Origin of the sequence: Halogranum amylolyticum (genome assembly GCF_900110465.1) — an archaeon.
GTDB classification, from domain to species: domain Archaea; phylum Halobacteriota; class Halobacteria; order Halobacteriales; family Haloferacaceae; genus Halogranum; species Halogranum amylolyticum.
The window spans coordinates 1-19,833 of the sequence record NZ_FODV01000020.1 but is presented as its reverse complement, the minus strand read 5'-3'; the positions used below and the strand labels follow the sequence as shown (position 1 = coordinate 19,833).

The following is a 19,833-nucleotide window of genomic DNA, read 5'->3' as shown; positions in this document are numbered from 1 at the left end:
TGAGGTCCGTGCGATCACGACGCGTCAGATTCTGTGAATCGCTGATTTCGCTCTGTAGCTTTCTTGATGAGGCGAGCATTTAGACGCTCGCCGTGTTTCCCATAGTGAACTTCTCGATGACAGTTCGGACAGATCGCAATCACATTTTCAGGGGCATCAACGCCACCGTCGCTCCGCCGGTGGAGGTGATGCACTTCAAGAAATGGCTCATCATCGCTGTCCATGAATGGCGCATCAGTGCCACAGCCGTGACACACTCCATCAGCAACTCGCTGTGCAAATGCGCGAACGACATCACTGCGAGTATACCGCTCACCTGAGGACCCGCTAGTCGGCCCCCCTGACGTGGCACTTTCGGATGCCTTTTCGAACAACTCCGCATCGGAGAGCGAGTTGATTTCCTCGTCGGTCACAGCAGCCTCGATCCCACCGCGTGGTGCGAGTTTGAATCGGACAGCCTGTCGCATCGTCCCGGTGGCGTCAGGCGCTTGCTCCCAGAAATGATCGACATACTCGTAGTCGCCATCATACGAGAAGATATCCGCTCCGTTTTGTTCGCCCACCTTCTCGAACACCAAAAGGGCATCATCGTTGGCTGCGTGGTTCTTGATCCGCTCGTTGCCACGCTCCATTTCCATATCCCCCTCTTGGCCTTCGCCAGAGTAGATGAACACCCCGTTGTTGAGAAACCGATCGCTGTAGCCATACGCCTCGGTCTCAGTATCTGTGAAGATGAAGACGACTGGGAGTCCAGCTGGCGTGGAGATGCCGTACTGTCGCTGTCCCTTGAACTGGTCGTGGATCTCTTTGCGAAGATACCGACCACCCAGGCGGAATCCAGCAAGCGAGGTTGGAACCGTCGAGAGTGACATAGGACAGATGTGAAAGTGAAAGACGGAAGAACGTTTGCAAGTCTAACTTGTCCAAGATAGCGGTCTCACCTGTCTTAATGATCATTACAAGTAACGTATCGCCGTTGTTCCAATTTGCATTGCCGGCGCCTAAGTCAACGCGTATAGATACATCCGTTCCAGAGCTCGTTGGTGCTCTTGATGATCTGTCGAACACCGACAACGTCAGCGCACCCTCAGACGCAACCGCTTAACGACTCGTTGCGCTCTCCGTCGGGGCATGCTCTTCAATCAGCGATGCAATGTACTCCTGTGCAGTATCCGTTTCAGATGGCCCCCACGTGTACGCCTGCGCAACGTCAGTGAAGTAAAGGTGAACGTGTACCGCACGCGTCGAATCTGACTTTTGGAGCGCTGCGGCATAGGCCATGACTTGCGGAGAGTGATGCGACGCGCGTTCTGTCAAGAATGACTCGACAGATTGGGCTGAAGGCTTTGTGTCGGTCTTGTAGTCGACAACGTGGTACTGTGTAGGTGTCACAATCAATTGGTCGATGAACCCGGTGAGGTCACCACGCAGCGCTGCAACGTCAAGGGTAACACGTAACGGAAACTCATCGTACACACCGACTGTGTCCAACTGCGCGTGGAGCTCGTCGACGTAGCTCATCGCCGCTGCTGCTTGCTCGCTGATCGCGTCGTACTCCGCATCCGTTGGATCCGGAATCGGACTCTCCTGTTGTCGTTCGTCGGCAACAACCTGATCGATAACCGCCCGCCAGTCCGATCGTGGGGGGCGGACTTCACAGAGCCGGTGGACAGCTTGCCCACGCACAAAGCCTGGGAGTCCGGGACTGGGTGTCGTCGCTTGCTCTTCAGTCTCGACGGGCTGTGCAGTCACAAGGTTTGCTTCCGCATCGAGTGTCAGTTGCATCTCGCCGGCAGCGAGTTGCGAGAGTGTATGTGGTGACAGTGCAAACCGACGACTGGGTTGTGGGGGTGTCGTCGTGATTTCTGTGGCGAGTTCTGGGTCACCCGACCCAGTGTCGCGTTCCATCGGGGAGAATTCGGGTGGTAATCGAACCGTCATCGCCCCAGTTTCGGTGAGTGGTCCGTCTTGCGGATCGACGCGTGTGTAGTCGAAGGTCTGTGTGAACGAGCCATTGGCCCGCAGGTCGAGCCATTGCGCGGCGTCGTCCGCATCGCCGAAAAGAATCGGCTGCAGCCAGTCGCGCCAACTCGAGGCATCGTCCTCATCGACCCCTTTCACCGGGACGTCCCAGTCTGCTCGTGGTGCGTCAGATGCCTTCGAGTGTCGCCCACTCAACAGCAGATGATCTTGGGCGCGCGTACAGGCAACATAGAGAATCCGCTTTTCTTCGGCGCGCTCTTCGCGTGTCCGTTGGGCACCGGCTTGTGCTCGCAACACTGTCTGCGTCATCTCGAACCCATTGGCCGGGTCAGGTCCTTTCAGCCCCAGCAGGACGTCCTCACCGAGTGTCTCGAGTTCGACCTTCCCATTCGCCACCGACCCCCGCGTGTTGAACGTCCGGCCGACCCCGGGCACAGCTACGACAGGATATTCCTGGCCTTTCGCTTCGTGGACAGTCAGTACCTGCACCCCATCATTCTCGCCAGCGTCGCTTGCCTCGGGGTCGTGTGTGTCGGCGGCCGCCTGTGTCTGAAGACGGCGCAGGGCTGTCGCCAACGTTGGGACGCCGTCGCGACTGAGTTCGTGCAGTCGGTCGCGAAGCTTATCGACGTTCGGGACTGCTTGCTGACCGCGCTCATCGGCGGTCACACTTGCGAGATACCCTGTCTCATCGATAATCTGTGTCAGGAGGGCATCCCACGAGCGGACGACCGGTGCCGACACGTCCGGGTGGGTGCCCGCGGTGCGCCGCCAGCGCTGGAGATCCGCGTATATCGCCGCCAAGTCGTCGTCCGCACTTGATTCGAGTGATGCCCAGAGGGACTCGGTCGGGTCGCTCAATTGGGCAATCCGATCGTCGGTGAGCCCGAACACTGGCGAGCGAAGTGTGCCGTACAGTGCCAGCTCATCCGTCGGATTGACGAGTGTCTGCAACAGGTTCAACAGATGTCGGAGTTCCGGCGTCTCGTAGAATCCCTCGCCTTTGATCACCGTATAGGGGACGTCTGCCGAGCGCAAGGCACGCTCGTACTCCTTCAGGTGGCCCCGACTGCGGAGCAAGATCGCAATATCGCTTGGTTCGATCGGCCGAGCGCGCTCTGCAGTCTCGCTTTCATCGTCAGTCTCTTCATAGACGTCGACGCCTTCGTTCAGGAGTTGCGTCAGGCGACCGACCATGGCTCTCGCCTCGAGCTCACCAGCGTTTGCAGCCCGGCGTGTCGCAAGCTCGTGGTCGGTGCCGAGCAGTGTCTCTCGGAACTCCTGGTCGCCCTCTGGAACAGGGAGATACTCGACAACAGGATCGATCTCGTGGTCATTATCTCGCATCGCTGCCAGTGGCTGGGGGGCCGCCTCGTAGGGGCCGGTGGCGTCTGCGAAGATCCTCTCGAAGAGACCATTGATGGCACTGAGCGTCGAGGGGAGCGTGCGGAAGTTCTTCGACAGTGGCGGCTGGTCTGCAGTCCGATTGTGACGCTCGTTTGCGGCAGCGAGCTCACCAGCCGCCTGTTGGAAGATACTGACGTCTGCGTCACGGAACCGGTAGATGCTCTGTTTGACGTCGCCGACGACGAACACGTGCTCAGCATCGAACGTGTCCAAATCTGTCGATGTAAGCGCCTGCACTAACTCCCACTGTCGACCATTCGTATCTTGGAATTCATCGACCATCACGTAGGCAAACGAGTCGCGGATTGCTGCACGCGTCGTGTCGTCGGTCGATTCGAGAAAGTCGACAGTCTGTGTGATCAGATCATCGAAGTCGACGACGTTCTGTGCTCGTTTACGACGGTCGTACTCATCGAGGGTCGCTTCGGTGAGCGCAGCAAGCGCGTTGAGATACTCGTAGTTTCGGACGTCGGCAGTGAGGGTCCCATCGACAGCGAGTGTTTCCGGTTCGAGCGTCGATTCGATCGTTTCGATGGCGGTCCGATATCGTTCGTACCGCTCGCTGTCGCTGTCCTGCCAGGCGTTCGTTCCAATCGCGTAGTATCGGGACCGACCGCTGTATAACTCCCCATTGCCCGTCGTCAAGATATCGCTGATCTCACTCACGAGTTGGAGCCGTTCGACTGGGGGGAGCGACGTAACGTCCGCGGGTTCGATGTCGGCAAACAGCTCGGCGAGTGGTACGACCGTCGAGTTCCACGTCGTGTTCCCGGTTTCGATATCGGCGGGTGGGTCCGCCCGGAAGGCGATGATGTCTTCGAAGGACGTCGTGAGCTCACCAAGTGTCTCTGTCGCCCACTCGAGATCGATCGGATGGTGAGCACATACCTGTTGTCGGTACTCGGCTTCTGACTGTGCGAGGAACGTCTCTACCCACTGTGCTGCCTGCTGTCGCTCACGGAGCAATCCGGTGAGGATGTTCACGAGGGTGCGCCGGGAGAACCGTGTTGCAAGCAACGACAGCTCGTCGGTGTCATCCTTTGTTTCGACGACCGCAGCCGCAGTCTCCTCGATGAGGGCTGCTGTCTCGGCCTCGTCGATTGGCTCGAATCCAGGCTCGAGCCCCTTGACTGAGAGGGCGTGCTCCTGGAGCACACGATTACAGAATCCGTGAATCGTATGGACGTAACTGGAGTCAAGGTTATCGACAACGGCTCGCCACAGCGCATACGTCTCGGGGTCGTCGATCGTCGTGAGTCGATCGTTGATTACCTCCCGGACTTTGCGTACGAGATCGTCTGCTGCCCGTTCCGTGAACGTCGTCGTGAGGATCTGCTCTGGGAGTCGGGCGGCGTCCGCTGGATCGTCGATGGTTTCGAGTGCCTTCTCGATGATGTGGACATAACAGGCGGTCATCGTCGTCGTCTTGCCTGTTCCAGCACCGGCCATGAGACTCACATTTTGTGCGTTCTCGACGAGATTCGTGGCTGCAGCCCGTTGTTCTTCATTGAGCGTTACCCCCGCAATCGACATGGCGTCATCGTCGCTCATTGGGTCGCACCTCCATCGGCGGCATCGACTTCTTGGACGAGTTCAGGGACATACGCCGAGACACCTTGTGCATCGAGCTGGTCGATTACCTCGTGGCGGTGATGATGTCGCACGTCGCAGGCTGCCCGATAGGCACAGTGCTCACAGTTCGGGTAACTGGGGGCCAACACGGTCGGCTGATAGCTGCCCTGTTGGATCCCGTCGACGACTGCCTCGACGTTCTCGACGACGGTCTCTTCGATGAACGTCCGGAAGCTGTCTGCATCGCCGCGGTGGGTCGCTGGCAGCGACTGGCTGTGATAGCGGATCGGCGCTGGACCGCCGTAGGTATGGGAGGCTTTGGCTTTTGAGCCGATAATGCCGCGCTTGGTCACGTCCGTTGGTGGCGACGTCTGGTAGTATGCACCGCCAACGGTCTCGATGTCGTCGACAAGTGTTTCGATCAGATGCGCATACAACGGCAGCTGGAACCGAAGCCCTTCAAACGTCTCTGTCGTCGACGGCATACTCGAACCGGTCTTGTAGTCGTAGACGACGGCCTCCGTTGGGTCTGTCTCTGGCACGAGGTCGATCCGATCGAGTTGGCCCTGAATGGTGACGTCACTGCCGGGCAGTGTCACTGGCTCCTCGGTAAGGACGGTCCGGTCACCCGATCGACGACGTCCAATTCGCCCCTCAAGATAGGCCGGCTGACCTGTCGTTTTCCCACTCGTCTCTTCGTCAAGGAACGTCACGAGGAGCCCATACTCGCCGAAACCGGTCGGGGTCTCGTAGTACTCATTTTGTTCTGGGTCTCCGAGCCCAGCAAAGACCTGTCGGAGCCAGCCATCATGGAAGGCAGTGCCGTAGGCCGTATACTCCGACAGCACGTCGTTTGCAACGGTGAGGAGGTCGTCTTCGCGGCGAACAGTCGGATCAACCGGCGTTCCGGGTGTCGACTGTGCCTCCTGGTAGTACCGCTCGAGAATGGCGTGGATAAACCGCCCCCGCTCGAGATGATCTGCTTCCAGCGTATGCTCATCAGGCTCTGCAATGTCGAGGACGCGCTGCAGGTAGAACTTGAAGCCACAGCCCGCGTATGTCTCGATTGCGCTGGGTGAGTATGCGGTGTCGGTCCCATAGTGAGTCTCGACAGTCCTCGAATCGAGCTGGCCGTCGTAGTCCGTAATCGAAGGCGTCCCGCGAGCTGCGGCACAGGCTGTGCCGTTCATGAGGCGTGTGGTAACAGCGTCAGTGCCGTCCGTGAGCGCTGAGCTGTCGGCGAGTGTCTCGGCAACGGCCGTTGGATCATCATGTTCGGCGATCGAACGAGCGGCACCCCGATAGAGATCTTCGCGTGTGCCGGGTGCCAGTGCGCGTTGAACAGATTCTGACTGGGTGTCCGCTTGCTCGTCGTCGATCGTGACCGGCTCACACTCAGCGACACGACGGAGTTCCGCAAGCACATCCGCTTCGACAAGTGGCGCGCCCTCCGGTGTCCGCATCGGGTGTGAGAGGACAATCGAGTCCGCTTGTGTGAGTACCGATCCGAATGCGTATCGCGCTTCGAGTTTCTGGTCGGCTGCCTCGAAATCAGGATGTGCCTCATTGATGGCCTTCGTGAACGCAAGCCGTGGTGATTGTGAGGGGAAGTTCGTCGTGGTGAGTCCGACGACATACACCTGCTCGAAGGATCGGCCGACCGATTCAGTCAACCCAACGACAGCGACGTGTGCATCCGTTCGTTGTGGCTCCGTCTCGACGGTCGTATACTCCAGTGCTTGACGGGTTCGTTCGACTGGATCATTTTCGAACAGTGAGGCCGTTGCTTCGAGTGAATCGAGGATCCGCCGGACCGTGTGATACGCTTGCTGTTCGAGCCGTTCGGTTGTTCCTGTCGGGGCTTCGAACGCCGCTTCAGTAATGCCAAGTGTCGAGAATATGGCCTCGACCTGCGTGGGAATGTCTTCGAGTGGGCACTCGGTCAACGCCTGACAGTCCGTACAGAATGCCTCAAGTGCGGCACGTTCTTCAGCCGCATCGTCGGTTTCCGCATAGGTGTCGAGGAGGACATCGAGTCGGGTTGTTTCGTGTCGGTCGGCGACCAGCGCGAGTTGGTTGATATCGACGGTCGCGAGCGTTCCGTCAGGGGTGACGACAGGATTCGAGAAGATCGTAAGGAGAGATTCTGCACTCGGCTCGCGAGCGAGGTCGAAGATTGCAGCGAGTGCGCGCCCAACACTCGTCTTCGTGAGCGGCCGTGATTCGGAGACTGCTGCTGGGATTTCGTAGGCATCCAACTGGGCTCTGAGTTGCTCGTGGGACCCGGCGTGGTCAGTAAGGACCACTCCGATATTGGTTGGGTCGACGCCTGCAGAGAGTTGCTCGCGAATCGCTCGACAGACCCCTCGCAGTTCGTGATTTGCAGTTTGATACTCGTGCCAGTCGATGTTCGTAGCCTCGAGCGGGTCGGTTGTCGCTGTGAACAATGATTGGGTGATCTCGGGGGCCGTCGGTGGTGCTTCGACATACGTCTGTTCGAACCCTAGTGTGTCGTAGACACGGAGCGCTCGTTCGACACCCCTGTCGACGCCTTGCAGTGTGTCCCGCGTTTCCGCGAGTGTCCCAGTTGGTGGTGCATTGGCCAATGCGAGCATGCCCACGGTGGGTGTTGTCTCGCTGATCGCTTCAATGAGCTGTGCCTCAAGCGGTGAAAAGAGTGTAAAACGACCCAGGACGACGACATCGACGGTGGACAGTGCGGCGTCGATTGCGCCACTGTTGATCGTCTGCGTGTAGCGCTCCGCTCGGAGCGTCTCTGCCTGTGTCCCCACACGAAGAGACTCACGAGCGCCGTGAAAGCCTTCACTCACAGCACGGAGGTCAGCAGCAATCTCAGGGATCCCTTCGGCGGTGAGTCGTGTTTCGATCGCCTCAGGGGTAATTTCGCCGGCGAACTCCAACAGCGAGAGCAAGTCTTCGACCTGTGAGACCAGTCCACTTCGAGGTGGCTCACGGTCAGTATACAGTTTGTTTGTCGGGTCCTCAAGTGCGCTGAGTGCTGCTTCAACAAGCCGGTACCGGCGTTCAAGGCTCAGTTGCGTCGACGTACTTTGTACGGATTCGAGTGCCCTGTCAACCAGTGTATCGAAGGTGGTTACCTGCAGTTGAATCGGGAGTGTCTCATCGATCGCGTTCCACCGACGTTCGATCTCGTTCGGTTGCTCACTCCGGGCGGTGAGATACAGTACGCTCGCGGGCTGTGGGTCGGCCAGTGCGGCGGCTCGCTCCAGGGCTGTCGTTGTCACCCTATTGTAGTGAGGACCAACAAAAAGCGTAGCATCGTCCATTGTCCGACTGGTCGCGGTGTTGACTCTTCAAACTTGGTAACGTTCTGGGGAAGCGAGGAAACGGCCACTGCAACCAGTGTTCGCTACGTTCGAATCGGATCAGCTGTACCTCGCGGATCGATACTGTTCGAAGTGTCTCCCACCGGTTACGCAATTTGTGGTCGGAGCGGGCAAACAGCTCGCCTCCAAAGTCGGGAAGATATTACTGCGAGACAGTCTCGAAGGTGAACTCGGTCTGTTTAATCGGTGCATCGTCGGGGACGTCACTCTTGTTCAAGAGCTTGCTCGGGAACGCCGCGTGTGCTAGCCCGATCAGTTGTGGCTCGACTTCGGCGAGCGTCGCGTTGTACCCATACGGACCTGTGTGGTGGTCTTGGTTCCAGGCACGTACCCAGAGGTAGGTCTGGTCGGTGAGCTGGTGGGTCCCCTGCTCAAACAGTTCACTTGCCCATGCGACTTTCCGCGTATCGTCCTCGAACAGCGCCATCGAGAGTTCGCCAACATGCCAGTAATCGCCGTCACCCCAGCGCGCGAAACTTTTCGTCCCGGCACGGTCCTTTGCGATCTCTTCGAAGTTCGAGCTGAGTTCGAGCTTCTTCCCGTAGGCTTCTGCCTTGCCGATGTATCGAGGAACAATCGTTGGACGCCTACCCTGGTCCGACTCTGTGAGTTGATACAGCATGTAGAGCAAGCCTTCGTATCCGTCGTCGGTGACGCCCTCAGGGTGAACGCACTTCTGTCCTTCACGGCGGATTCGCTCGTCGATAGCAACCGAGCGTTTGAGGCGTCCGTTGTCGGTCAACACAACGCGACGGTCCTCGTCCGTCTCGAAGAGTGGTATCGGGTCTACCGTAGAGTCATCGTCAAAATCGGGCCACACGTGGCTGTCGAGCCAACGAGTCCACAGCTCGGGCTTTGATGATGATGTTGGGAGGTTGCTATTGGAGACAGATGTGTCCCATCTCTCAGTCGATAGCCCCGCTCCTGTGAGCCAGTTCGGTCCGACCTTGCTGATTTCATGATGGATTCGATTGGGGACGAACTCCCGGTTGGTCAACGTACGTCGGAACTCCGGGTGGGCGTAGATAAGGCCGACTAACTTCGCTTCGAGTTCCTGGCGATATGTCTCGACTCCGTACGGACAGGTCTCCAGTGCATCAACGTCGAGAATCCAGACGTACAACTCGGAGTCCGCCATTGCACGGACGGCCGCGAGATGATCATACTTCGAGAAACTGCCCCATGAGCCGTCATCCTCCCAGTCGTTGATTGGGAGTGCTGCTTTGATTTTCTTGTAGTGTTGGTAGATCCGTGAGCCGATGTTCCGTGATTCGCCGACGTAAACCGGGGTGATATCCCTTGTATTCTCGATAGGCTCGTCTGCGAGATAGATGAGATACAGATACTCGCCGTCGTTCTTGCCGTATCGATACCTATCGAGTGCGTCAGTAGTGGTCAGTTCTCCATCGACCGTCTCAAGAAACGCCACGGGATCTGGTCGATCTGGGTCGTGAATATCAGCCAGGAGGGTTTGATCGATCCACGATGTCCACAAATCACGTTTGGAACCGTCCATTCAGTGGTCGTTCGCCGAGCTGTCAGTTACTAGTTTCGTGATAGGGACGAAAATTAGCAGACACCATCTGGATTGTCTCGTTAGGGTATACTCGGTGTGCCATTATCGGCCCGCAGTAGAGATGTAGTACGGAATGTTCATGGCCGGTCAGTATACCACGAGAGTGTCTCACCGATCTGCAGGCCCTCAGTCGGGATTTCGATATCACAGGGGTCGTCAGCGAGGTGAGGAAGCAACTCCTCGTAGTACTTTTTGCCAGCATGGATCACAAGTGTGGTCTCTGGTCCAGTGAGCCCTTCCGCATCCAGCTGCTCATAGACCGTTTCGGCCCACTTACGTCGCGCTTCAACACCGTAGTTATTCAGCGTCTCGTCGTACGGCTCAATTGCGGGACCATCAGGATCGAGGAGATGGTGTTGTGCCGAGAGGACATACCAGCTGTCGTGGGTTGCTTCTGCGTAGGTACGGACTTTCGTGAACAGTGTCGACGTATCGTAGAGGTCACGCGGTTGTGCCGGTTCGTCTCGCTTGCTCTTCGTACAGCTAATGAGTCCGACTTCGGTCACGCGAGAAGCTGTTTGTTGGCTCCTAGATAGGTCCTGTGCTTCGTTAGTCGATAATTGAGGGCATGGTCCAGTGCTTCTGCTCCCGTGTCGTTGCTTCACACCACGAACTCTGCGGCCAAAGACAGAGAAAAGACAGCTACCTCACCACGAGAGATCGTCAGAGCAGTTGCGCAAGTACATCACTCAGTTGTGACTCGAGCTCTGACGCCTGCAGAATCTTCATCTGGCCATCCTGCTCATCGAGTGCAGCTGTCTCTTCAGCTAAATCCTGAATCACTAACAATCCGTTCCAGCCATCGCCGAAGTAATCCTCATTATGTGCTTCATCTCCATACACGAATGAGCCATCGTCGCGAAGGAAGGCCAGATATTCGAGTGTCTCCTTGATTCCCTGCTGAATCGTCTTCCGGTTCGTACTGTTCTTGACTTCGGTGATCAGGTAGTCTCGATCGTCCGCCGTATGTTTAATCTCGATAACAATCAAATCGGGACGGCCAGTGTGGGTGCGGAGGTCCCGGTTGGTGAAATAGTCGTTCGCGACAGCTGCCCCCGTTGTATGCACCTTCTCGGTCCGCGAGAGGTGTCTTTTCGACTCATCAGGCACAGGACGGAACGAGAGGTTCCGATCGCGTGCCGAGTTGTCGTGATAGACGACGATCTCCGATTCGTCCTGTCCCTCAAGTCGGGCAATCTCTTGGCGGTCTGTCTTAATCGTCTCGAACTGTGTGGTCGTATCCTGGAGTGCTTCGAGGGTCGCGATACAGCGAAAGAGAACGAACAGTTCGAGCAAGGTCTCGTCGTCGTCAGGCGTGATCGCAGTTTCTGCTAAGAGCGAGGTCAGTTGCTCACGGTCGCCCGCGAAGAGCTTGCGATGGGTCTTGAGTAACGACGCTGCATCACGGTAGATCTCGTGTCTCGATTCGGAAGCTGTGTTGAGCATTCGATCTGTCGGCTCGTACGCATGTGGGTCACGAATCCGCCGAACGTGGACGTTTTGCTCGACGATCCGTCGCAGGTTGTTGATGAGCGGGGCATTCCATCGCTCGTTGACCCAGGCGTAATCTTTCCGAAGGTATTCTTCGGCTTCTCGGAGCGTATCGTAGATAATCGCGATAAGCCGCTTGAAGACGAGGTTTTCAGCCGTGTCGTAATCTTCAGTCCGGTTCTCACAGACGAAGACAGAGCGGTCGCCAGGGTTCTGCGCATACCGCTGTTTGATTGTCGCTGCCCAGTTGATCTTGCCATCAATCGTCCCCCGTCGGCGTCGAGCGACGGATTCGGTTTCCGTGTTAAGCGTTCGGACGCGTCTCGGGAGCGTTTCGACGAATTCGATCAGCTCGGGGGTCAGGATGAAATGGAGATTGAGCAGCAGCTCGTACTCTGTAAACCGCTCGTCAAGCGCATCTGGTTTGAGCGCGGCGGCAAGGTCGTTTTCTGGGAAGGCACCATGCATCACATATGCGAGGATGTCCTCTGTGAGATGCTCCAGGAGTTCGGCTCTATCCATCGGTCTCCTGGATTGCCGCGACCTGCAGCATTTCTTTGGCGGCCGTATCGAGCAGTGAGCGGTCGATACAGTCAACATCGGCGATACTCCGAACGACTCGACCTCGCTTCGGGATACCCTCCAACTGCGGGAAGATATAGGAGACGACGGCCTGCGTGAGTCGCCGCTCCCACGCAATCGACTGTGTTTGTGTGAGATACTCGAGAATGTCCTTCACGACTGCGGGTCCGATTGCCCGGTCCTCGATAGCGCCATTTGCAGCCTGCCAGATGAGGCCGACATCTAACAGCGGATTTGTGTCCGTCATTTCGGTGAGCGCATCCACGTCGAGCTGCCATCTCTGTGCATAATTCTCGAGTAGTGCGTGGATCTCGTCGTCGGCACGACCGTCAAGCGTTGGCGCTGGTACCCGAATAAATGAGAAGCGACGCATGAACGCGTAGCTCATCTCGTACAACGAGGTCTTATCGTACGTGTTGAGCGTCGCAAAGAGATTCCATGAGGTAGGAATTCGATATTCATGTGCAGCCGGTTGTCTCTGGGTATCGACTGGTGTGAGTTCAACTTCCTGCCCCTTTCGCGTGTATGGGAGCTGGACTGGCTGCCCTGAAAGGACAGTAAAGAGCTGGCCGAACGCTTTGTCGATATCTGCTCGATTAAGTTCGTCGATGACGAGTGATTCGTTTCGTTGGGTGTTCGTCGTCCGATCTTTGAACCGGTTCAATACAAGCCCCGGAGTGAACTCAAGATTGTGTCCGTCAGCGTCGTCTTCGTGTGGCATATAGCCGCCAACGGTGTCGAACGTCGACCAATCGGCAGTTGCAGTCGTAACCTGTGAGCCTGAATACAAATACGGATATTCGGTCGCGAGATACTCACCGACTCGGTGTGCGATCGCTGTCTTCCCCGTCCCTGGGGGACCTGTTAGAATCGTATGTTTCCCTGCTTTGAGGGTGCCTTCGATTTGACTGATTATCTCTTCGCCCTGACCGCCCGGGAAGTACAGTCCTTCGAGGATGGTGTCTGCATCGAGCGTCCCATCGAACGATTTGTGGACGGCTATCGGCGCAACTTCCTGGAGCCGCTCGGACAGTGCTTCAATGAGGGCAGTCGCCTTCGAATCGTCGAGTGCTAAGACTGTCTGATGACGGGGGAATCCTGAATCGGCGACCTCCTCACAGATGGAATTGACAGCAGCGAACGGCAGAGCGTCGCTCGTGAGTGCCTGCAGTTCGGTACTTACCCTTTCTGAGGACTTTGCGAAGATGTTGGCCTCGAAGTCGATGTGTGTGAACGAGCCCGTCCCAAAGAGCCGCTCGAAGGTAACGAGATAGGGGAATGAGTCGTCTCTTGGACGACCCTGCCGTTCATCGTACCACCACTGTGTCTCGACTGGTTTCATCGTCTTCGTACGAACGATCCCAGCACCAATCAGTCCGGCATTCTGCTCGTCGACTGCCTCCCAGCCAGGTTGAGCTGTCGAATGAAAGAGGATAATGTCGCCGTTTTCGATCCGATCCCAGGTCTCGCGGTCTGCGTCCTCAAAGGCGAGGGCAGTGTATTCGTACGCTGTCAGCCAATAGTCCGGTGGAGCGGTGAATTTGTAGAGTGTTGGCTCACCGGTTGTGATGTGGTCTGTCAACGGGTGCTCAACGAGATCAGTCTCCTCCGCCGACGCGGTGTCAGTAGAGACGGTGTACGTCTCTCGTAGGATGCTATTGAGACGCGGTTGACTCAGCAGTCCATGGGGTATCTCAAGATCAGTTTGTAGAATTCGAACCCATCCAAGAAAGAGTGTCTTTGCTGGTGAAAACCGGGAGAGTGAGCCGATGCCGAGGATGTCGGCTTTGTCAGTGAGTTCCGGTTCGAGTGTTTCATAGACTGCTCGGAGTTGGTCGAATGAAGCTGCAGCTCGTGCAGACACCTCATCCGACGGTTTGAACCCGTCAAGTGCGGTTGACCAGTCTTCGATGATCGCGTCGCCAATGCGTGATTGCAGCCATGCTGTCCCGGTCGATGAGGCGGCAAGCCGATCACGGATATCGGTGAGTGCTGCCTCGAGAGACTCGTAGTCTTCGGCTGGGTCCGAAATCGCAGTTCGCTCGCCGTCTTCATCGAACGACTTTGCGTGGCCTTTGATCTGTTCGAGAAAGGCGTCTACAGAGTCGTATTTTGAGAAGAATGTCGATCCATCACGGTTGAAGTCGATCGCACTGTAGGTGTCGTTTGGCCACCCTTTGAAGCCGAGTGTCTCCCAGAATTCCTCGCGATCGAGCGTTGCGTTCCACACTGGCTCGAGCAACAGTACGTGTGGATACGTTTCATCTGAGACGTCTCCCCAGCCAACTGCATCGGTGAACTGCCTGGCAGTCTGTGCATCGAGCCGTGTGGCGTCGGCGACCCGAGCAAGGAGTGTATACTCGCCGTCGTATCGTCCATCCCGATCGGCAAACAAGAGATAGTCTCCGATTTCTGCAGGGTCATCTGCCTGGTTGCCCCAGATACAGAGTCGTTCGGCGTCCATTGGGGTTTCCCAAGGATACTCAATCACCTCCCGCGGGACACCATCGAGAATAGTCCGGTTGTAGTTCGTTCTGATCGGTCCAGCTTCGGACTTGATTGGCACCTGGTAGACCGTCGGTGTGGATGTCTCAGAGGTCGTCTTTCTGCCAGTGCTCTCGGTCGGCTCTGAATCCGTCTCGAAGTCTTCGATAATCGATGTTTGCCCGCTTGGGGAGTTCGTCGTAACGTACGATTGATATGCCGCAACGAGTGTCTGCAGATCGCTCGTTACTGTTTTCGCGTCCGGGAACTCAGCCAGTGTATACTGTTTGTAGACAATCGTTCCAGGACCGTACAGCTTGTTTCGTTGCGATGAATGGGGAAATTCCAGTGGACCAGTCGAAAATTCCTCGAGCTGCAGCTCAGTGCTGACCGCCGTCGCAATACTACGAAGTCGCTCGCGAGCCTGTTTCATCCCGTGGTTGTTCTTGAGCGTCGTTACGCCCTGATTGAGCGTCAGCGTGACGCGGTCTTCTTGGGGCTCGAAAAGATAGACGACGTAAATTCCGTTCTGAATTGCTGTGGTTTCACGTGGGTCCATAATCGCGACCCACGGGATTGACGTCCAGCGACCCTGCCCAGCCGAGCCCTCAACGACAAGATCGGTATCTGCAAGCAACTCGGAGATCTGTGCTGGAATTTGTTCTTCAATAGCATCACGAGCGACATTCGCCGTCTTTCCTTCACCAATCTCGTCAACTGGATACTTGGCGAGCGCTTGTTGAAGAAGCTCCGATAGGTCAGTAGAAGACGAGTTCATATTTCAGACCACAAATCGACGAACGATTAAAGCTGTCTTCTACTCATCAAGACTCTGACTTCGGAGAGATGGTGGATGGGGACTACCGATCCACAAAAAGCCGCATGTAGCAGGACGCCTCACTATGGAAGAAGTCCGAAAACCCGACTACGAAGATGAGCCCGAAGGCCCTCGATATAGCTCTCAAAATCGTGCCCACCACTGCGTGTCGGAAGTTCGATCAACTCCAACGGATACTCGTTGTTGACGACACACTCGGACGCCACGTCGCCATCCTGTTCGGGATAGAGCAACGCCCCCGGCGCATCATGCGCTAGTTGGTATGAGGAGATTTGATAGAAGTCGCTGTTCGAGGGTGTCCCGAGTTTCCATTTTGCATCCCCCACGAATCGGACCTCATCGTCCCCATCCAACACAACGACGTCAGGCCGAAGCTTCACCGTGTGGCTGCCGCCGCTGATGAGCTGTTTCGTCGTGTACTGTCCCTTCACTGTCCACCCCGTTCGATCCGAGAGTCCCTCTCTGAGCGCTCGTTCAACCACCGTCTCGAAAATCGAGTTCATGTTCACTAAGAGGGCAAACGTCCCACGGGTCCCCTGTCTGAAATCACGGATGAAGACACCACGGAGGATGAGCGACGTGAGTCGCAGGAGATCCTCGTAGTAGCGATTGAGATGACTCAGAGATGCCCGCTCAAGTGCCGAGGGGTCGACGGCAACGAGCGAGACGCGTTGGCGAAGCCGTGATTGGTGTTGCTGGAGTTTCTGTTGGAGGCGACGGTCCTCAACGAGTTGCATCAACAGCGTTGTCGCATACAGAATCGCGCGGTTCGTCACCGTATCGTAGGTTAACTCGTTGTACCCACACTCGAAGCGCGTCGGGGTCGGGCCTTGGCGTTGCAGCTGTTGTTGGACTTGGAGCTGCCCACGCAGGCGATCCTCCGCTGATTCCGTTCGTTGGTACTCGCGATGGAGGCCCTGGCGTAAGACCGTCTCGAGCTCTCGCTCAAAGAGGACAGCCAAGGGCTCAACAAAGGTCTCGCCGGCTTCCATCTGCGTTTCTTCGTCGAAGGTTTCGGGATCGACCCCCTGGGCGTAGCGCAACAACGACAGCAGATTCGTCCCCGCAGCTTTCGGACGAATCTGGATCGTCGGGCCCGCTGGGAGCGACACGACGCCGACGTACTGTTTGGCTTTGAGGGTCGCAGTCCCGTCGCGCGTGTATCGTACCTCGATTCGACTCCCCGCACTGTCGGTGCCACCGTTGACCTCCGTACGGAGGAACCGTTCAGCGGCGTCGCTGAGGGCAATCGGCTCGGATTCTTCATACTCGCGAAGCTGGATATCGACCGCCGACGCATCGAGTCCGAGTGGCGAGTCAGTGACTGCCATCGGTCAGTGCTCGAGCGTCCCGTTTTTGACAGCCTCTGCAAGGGCGTAGAGTGACTGTGAGTCGTACTCCGGATGCCCCCAGTAGTCGACGCCGTTGATGTTCGGCTTGCTCTCTCCAGTCGCCTCCTGGACGATGTGTTTTGCGAGCCCTGTTAGGGAGGTTGGACCACGTGACTCATCGTAACACCACTGGACGGAGTCCGAGTGAGTTCGACTCCCGGTGAGTCGACAGCGCCAAAACAGATCGTCGGAGTCGTAGGACGGTGTCGTCGCTGCAGGAAGTCCTCCGTCACGAAGGACGAGCTCGGTGCCTTCAGTGAGGATCCCGGCCTCAAAGAGCACTTCGAGGGTGCCACGAGGCGGCGCTGAAGATTCAGTGCCTCCATTCGTCAGGACGACTGGTGGGTCAAGATCGAGGAGGGCAGTCAACGCTTCAGCAAGTGCCCTGGCGTCGAACGCACGGATCTGTTCGGTCTCCCACTCGAAGAGCTGGTCGCCCGTGCCTGCAAACAGCTCTTCGCGGATCCGATCGAACTGCCCAAAGCAGTATTCTTCGAGTAGTGGAAGGATCTCATAGCGCCACGCATCCACGATGTCCTGCGTGTCCTCGAGGCCAAGGAGATACGAGTGGCCGATCTGTTTGCCACGGCCAAGGTCGGGACTTGCGAGGATCTGCTCGTTGAGCTGTTTGACGGCTAAGAGAGATGCTGCCTGCAGCATCCGGGTTCGATCACTGCCGTTGGTAACAGTCCGTTCGAGGGCGTCCCACGACGCAAACCCGTACTGCTCACGTGGGACCTCGTAATTCGGGGGGAACGAGAGGAAGCGGAACCGGCGCCGAAGTGCCGTATCGACGAGAGCAATCGAGCGGTCTGCGGTGTTCATCGTGCCGATCACATACAGATTCGGTGGAATCGTGAACGGCTTACTCGAGTGTGCCAACGAGATCGGCGTCTCGTTCGGTGCATCGAGGCGTTTGTCCATTTCAAGGGCGGTGATTGTCTCACCGAAGATCTGGGCGAGATCACCGCGATTGATCTCGTCGATAATGAGCACGTAGGGTGGGGCCTCGCCGTCGTCGTGCTCCTGATAGGCCTCACGGGCGTCTTCGGCGATTTGTTTGAACACTCCGGGGTCGATGTCGTAGCTGACGGTGCCGCTGTCTGTCTCGGACGCCGAGAGCCCCTCGATGAAGTCCTCATACGAAAACGACGGGTGGAAGGTGACCGTCCGGAGCTGTGATTCATGTGGGGCCTCGGAAACGTCGTTCAGCCACCACCGTGCAAAACGACGTGCTGTGTAGGTCTTTCCGGTCCCCGGTGGCCCATAAAAGACAAGCTGGCCATTCTTCGTGAGCTGCCGACGAATCGTTGCTGCATCGTCAGGTGGGGCTTCGGCAGCGAGCGTCTCTCCGTCGGGTGTCGGTGGGTCCTCTCGTTCGGGCTCTGGCTGGCGGACCGTGTATTTCTCGCCGAGGATGACGCTAAACTTCACTTGGTTGAGGTTCGTCGTGACGCCTGCCTGCTCCTGGAGTTGCCGAAAGAGGACGATAAACAGTGTTTGAGCGGGATCCAGTTTGTTGAGCCCGCCAGCACCAAGCGCAGCGGCTTGTTTCTGGAGGCGTGTCTCATATTGGCGGTACACTACGAGCAGTTGCCCCGCTTTGACCTCTTCGGCCAGCGTGAGTTCGGTGCCAGGGCCGAGACCACTCAACATCTCCGTCCAATCGGCGACGATCGCATCTGCCAAACTTGCAGCGAGCCAGTTGTCGTGGTCAGGCAGCGCGGTGAGGCGAGCTGCGATATCGGCCTCGGCATCACTCACCTTATCGTAGCTCTCGACAGGTGCCGGCGTCGCTAATGTGTAGCCACGCGCCTGCAGTTTCTCTGGCAGGTCAGTACTTTCGGCTGCGAAAATGGGAAGAAGCTCATCGGGTGCGTTGGTGACATAGCCGCCTTGGGCGATCTCGAAGTTCGTGTTGTAGAACAGCCCCGTATGCGCATCATAGACGCGTTGCAATCGGTCTGCGTGCTGTGGATTGTCGAGCACCTCGTCGTAGATCTCGATTGGATCAGCGAGCTCCTCGTAGCCCTCGAGTTTACGCAGATAGCCACTGGCTTCACGTTGGGCATCAGTCCATGTGTGTTCGGTCGGATGCTCGAAGTCCCGGATGACGTCTGAGCTGACGGTCGAAAGCCCGACGATCTGCCCACGGTCTTTCAACAGGTGCAGGACGATGTCCCCAACTTCGGCCTCTCGCATCGCACTGTAGCTATCGTGGCCGGCCCTGTTTTGACTCGGTGAGATGATGGCAGTCCCGAGTTCGAAGTCACCGCCGGGCTGTTTGTACGGCCGTCCCTCCTGTTCGGTTTTTTCGATCCACACGGTTGGGTTGACACGGCGTGTTTGCAGATATGATTCGATGGAGTCATACTGGTCCTCGATAGCGTCGAGGCCCTCGTCGTTGAGCGGAATGAAGTTCTGAGGGAACTTCCGAGAGTGATCAGCGTAATCGTGGATTTCGTAGCTATCGATATCGACTTCAATGAGATCACTGAGATAGAGCAGACACTCGAACGGTTTCTCCACGTCCTCACCACTCACCTCGAGAGTCGAATCGTCCCATAGTTCGGCCGGTAGGGTGCGATCGCGCTCTGTGCCGATGACTTTCGCGGCGTAGCGGTAGGTGTTGTCGCCGAAATAAAAGAGGACGTAGTCACCAACAGAGACGCCGTCCCAGATATTGCTCGCCCCGCCGGTGACACCCCACACGCCGACGTTCTCACCGAAGTCACCGGAAAGACGGTCTTTGTAAAGCTCGCGAGGAACACTAGAGAGCACAGTTTGGTTGAACCGTCGTTGCTGTGTGGTTGCCTTGTTTTGCCGCCGAGTGACGTCAGTCTCAGACGCTCTCACGGCGTTCTTCCGTCAGATTAACCGGGAATTGGACGCCGTCTGGCGATATGGTATCGCTCAGACGGCTCGCGTGGATGTGTCGAGACCTTGCCAAACACCATGTTGACGATCCGGACGTACCCGCCGCGCCGGATGGCGCGGACGGGTACGCCGAGTGGGTGCAGATCGCGTTGATTCTGTACCGCGTCGAATTAGAGAAAAGCCTCCGCGAGACGGAAGACTACCTCAACGAGATGCCCGGTGTCCTTGCCGTGTTTGGACTCGACGAGGCACCGCATTACAGCT

9 protein-coding genes and 1 pseudogene are annotated in these 19,833 nt (G+C 57.2%); 1 reads left to right on the top strand and 9 read right to left on the bottom strand.

Translation table 11 applies throughout. The features are described from left to right. Window positions 1-14: 14 nt before the first annotated feature. From BSG17_RS21020 to BSG17_RS20980, 9 genes are all read right to left on the bottom strand, one after another. A complete protein-coding gene (locus tag BSG17_RS21020) occupies window positions 15-872 on the bottom strand; it encodes an HNH endonuclease (RefSeq protein ID WP_089827355.1) in 858 nt (285 codons plus the stop codon). A 229-nt stretch (window positions 873-1,101) separates the two neighbouring features. Then, window positions 1,102-4,941 (bottom strand): UvrD-helicase domain-containing protein, encoded by a 3,840-nt coding sequence (locus tag BSG17_RS21015; RefSeq protein WP_089827354.1) that lies wholly within the window; start codon window positions 4,939-4,941, stop codon window positions 1,102-1,104. Next, window positions 4,938-8,228 (bottom strand): PD-(D/E)XK nuclease family protein, encoded by a 3,291-nt coding sequence (locus tag BSG17_RS21010; protein WP_170864898.1) that lies wholly within the window; start codon window positions 8,226-8,228, stop codon window positions 4,938-4,940. The genes BSG17_RS21015 and BSG17_RS21010 overlap by 4 nt, the downstream gene beginning before the upstream one ends. A gap of 244 nt (window positions 8,229-8,472) precedes the next feature. Continuing rightward, window positions 8,473-9,846, bottom strand: coding sequence for a GIY-YIG nuclease family protein (locus BSG17_RS21005; protein ID WP_089827352.1), 1,374 nt, complete (start codon window positions 9,844-9,846; stop codon window positions 8,473-8,475). 137 nt (window positions 9,847-9,983) lie between these two features. Next, the gene (locus BSG17_RS21000) at window positions 9,984-10,412 is read right to left on the bottom strand and encodes a DUF6884 domain-containing protein (protein WP_211609268.1); all 429 of its coding nucleotides are present in this window, start codon (window positions 10,410-10,412) and stop codon (window positions 9,984-9,986) included. 157 nt (window positions 10,413-10,569) lie between these two features. Next, complete coding sequence (locus tag BSG17_RS20995) at window positions 10,570-11,919, bottom strand: hypothetical protein (RefSeq protein ID WP_089827351.1); 1,350 nt, start codon at window positions 11,917-11,919, stop codon at window positions 10,570-10,572. After that, entirely contained in the window at window positions 11,912-15,241 is a 3,330-nt protein-coding gene (locus BSG17_RS20990; RefSeq protein WP_089827350.1) for an MrcB family domain-containing protein, read from the bottom strand. The genes BSG17_RS20995 and BSG17_RS20990 overlap by 8 nt, the downstream gene beginning before the upstream one ends. 122 nt (window positions 15,242-15,363) lie before the next feature. Then, complete coding sequence (locus tag BSG17_RS20985; RefSeq protein WP_089827349.1) at window positions 15,364-16,632, bottom strand: McrC family protein; 1,269 nt, start codon at window positions 16,630-16,632, stop codon at window positions 15,364-15,366. A gap of 3 nt (window positions 16,633-16,635) precedes the next feature. Continuing rightward, complete coding sequence (locus BSG17_RS20980; RefSeq protein WP_139246745.1) at window positions 16,636-19,404, bottom strand: McrB family protein; 2,769 nt, start codon at window positions 19,402-19,404, stop codon at window positions 16,636-16,638. A 191-nt stretch (window positions 19,405-19,595) separates the two neighbouring features. Here BSG17_RS20980 and BSG17_RS20975 point away from each other — a divergent pair. Continuing rightward, a pseudogene (locus BSG17_RS20975) lies at window positions 19,596-19,833 on the top strand (IS5/IS1182 family transposase); the annotation flags it as partial.

What these genes read in the sequence shown, in the direction of transcription:
- BSG17_RS21020 (WP_089827355.1), bottom strand. Translation starts at nt 872, where the DNA reads ATGTCACTCTCGACGGTTCCAACCTCGCTTGCTGGATTCCGCCTGGGT.
- BSG17_RS21015 (WP_089827354.1), bottom strand. Translation starts at nt 4,941, where the DNA reads ATGAGCGACGATGACGCCATGTCGATTGCGGGGGTAACGCTCAATGAA.
- BSG17_RS21005 (WP_089827352.1), bottom strand. Translation starts at nt 9,846, where the DNA reads ATGGACGGTTCCAAACGTGATTTGTGGACATCGTGGATCGATCAAACC.
- BSG17_RS20995 (WP_089827351.1), bottom strand. Translation starts at nt 11,919, where the DNA reads ATGGATAGAGCCGAACTCCTGGAGCATCTCACAGAGGACATCCTCGCA.
- BSG17_RS20990 (WP_089827350.1), bottom strand. Translation starts at nt 15,241, where the DNA reads ATGAACTCGTCTTCTACTGACCTATCGGAGCTTCTTCAACAAGCGCTC.
- BSG17_RS20985 (WP_089827349.1), bottom strand. Translation starts at nt 16,632, where the DNA reads ATGGCAGTCACTGACTCGCCACTCGGACTCGATGCGTCGGCGGTCGAT.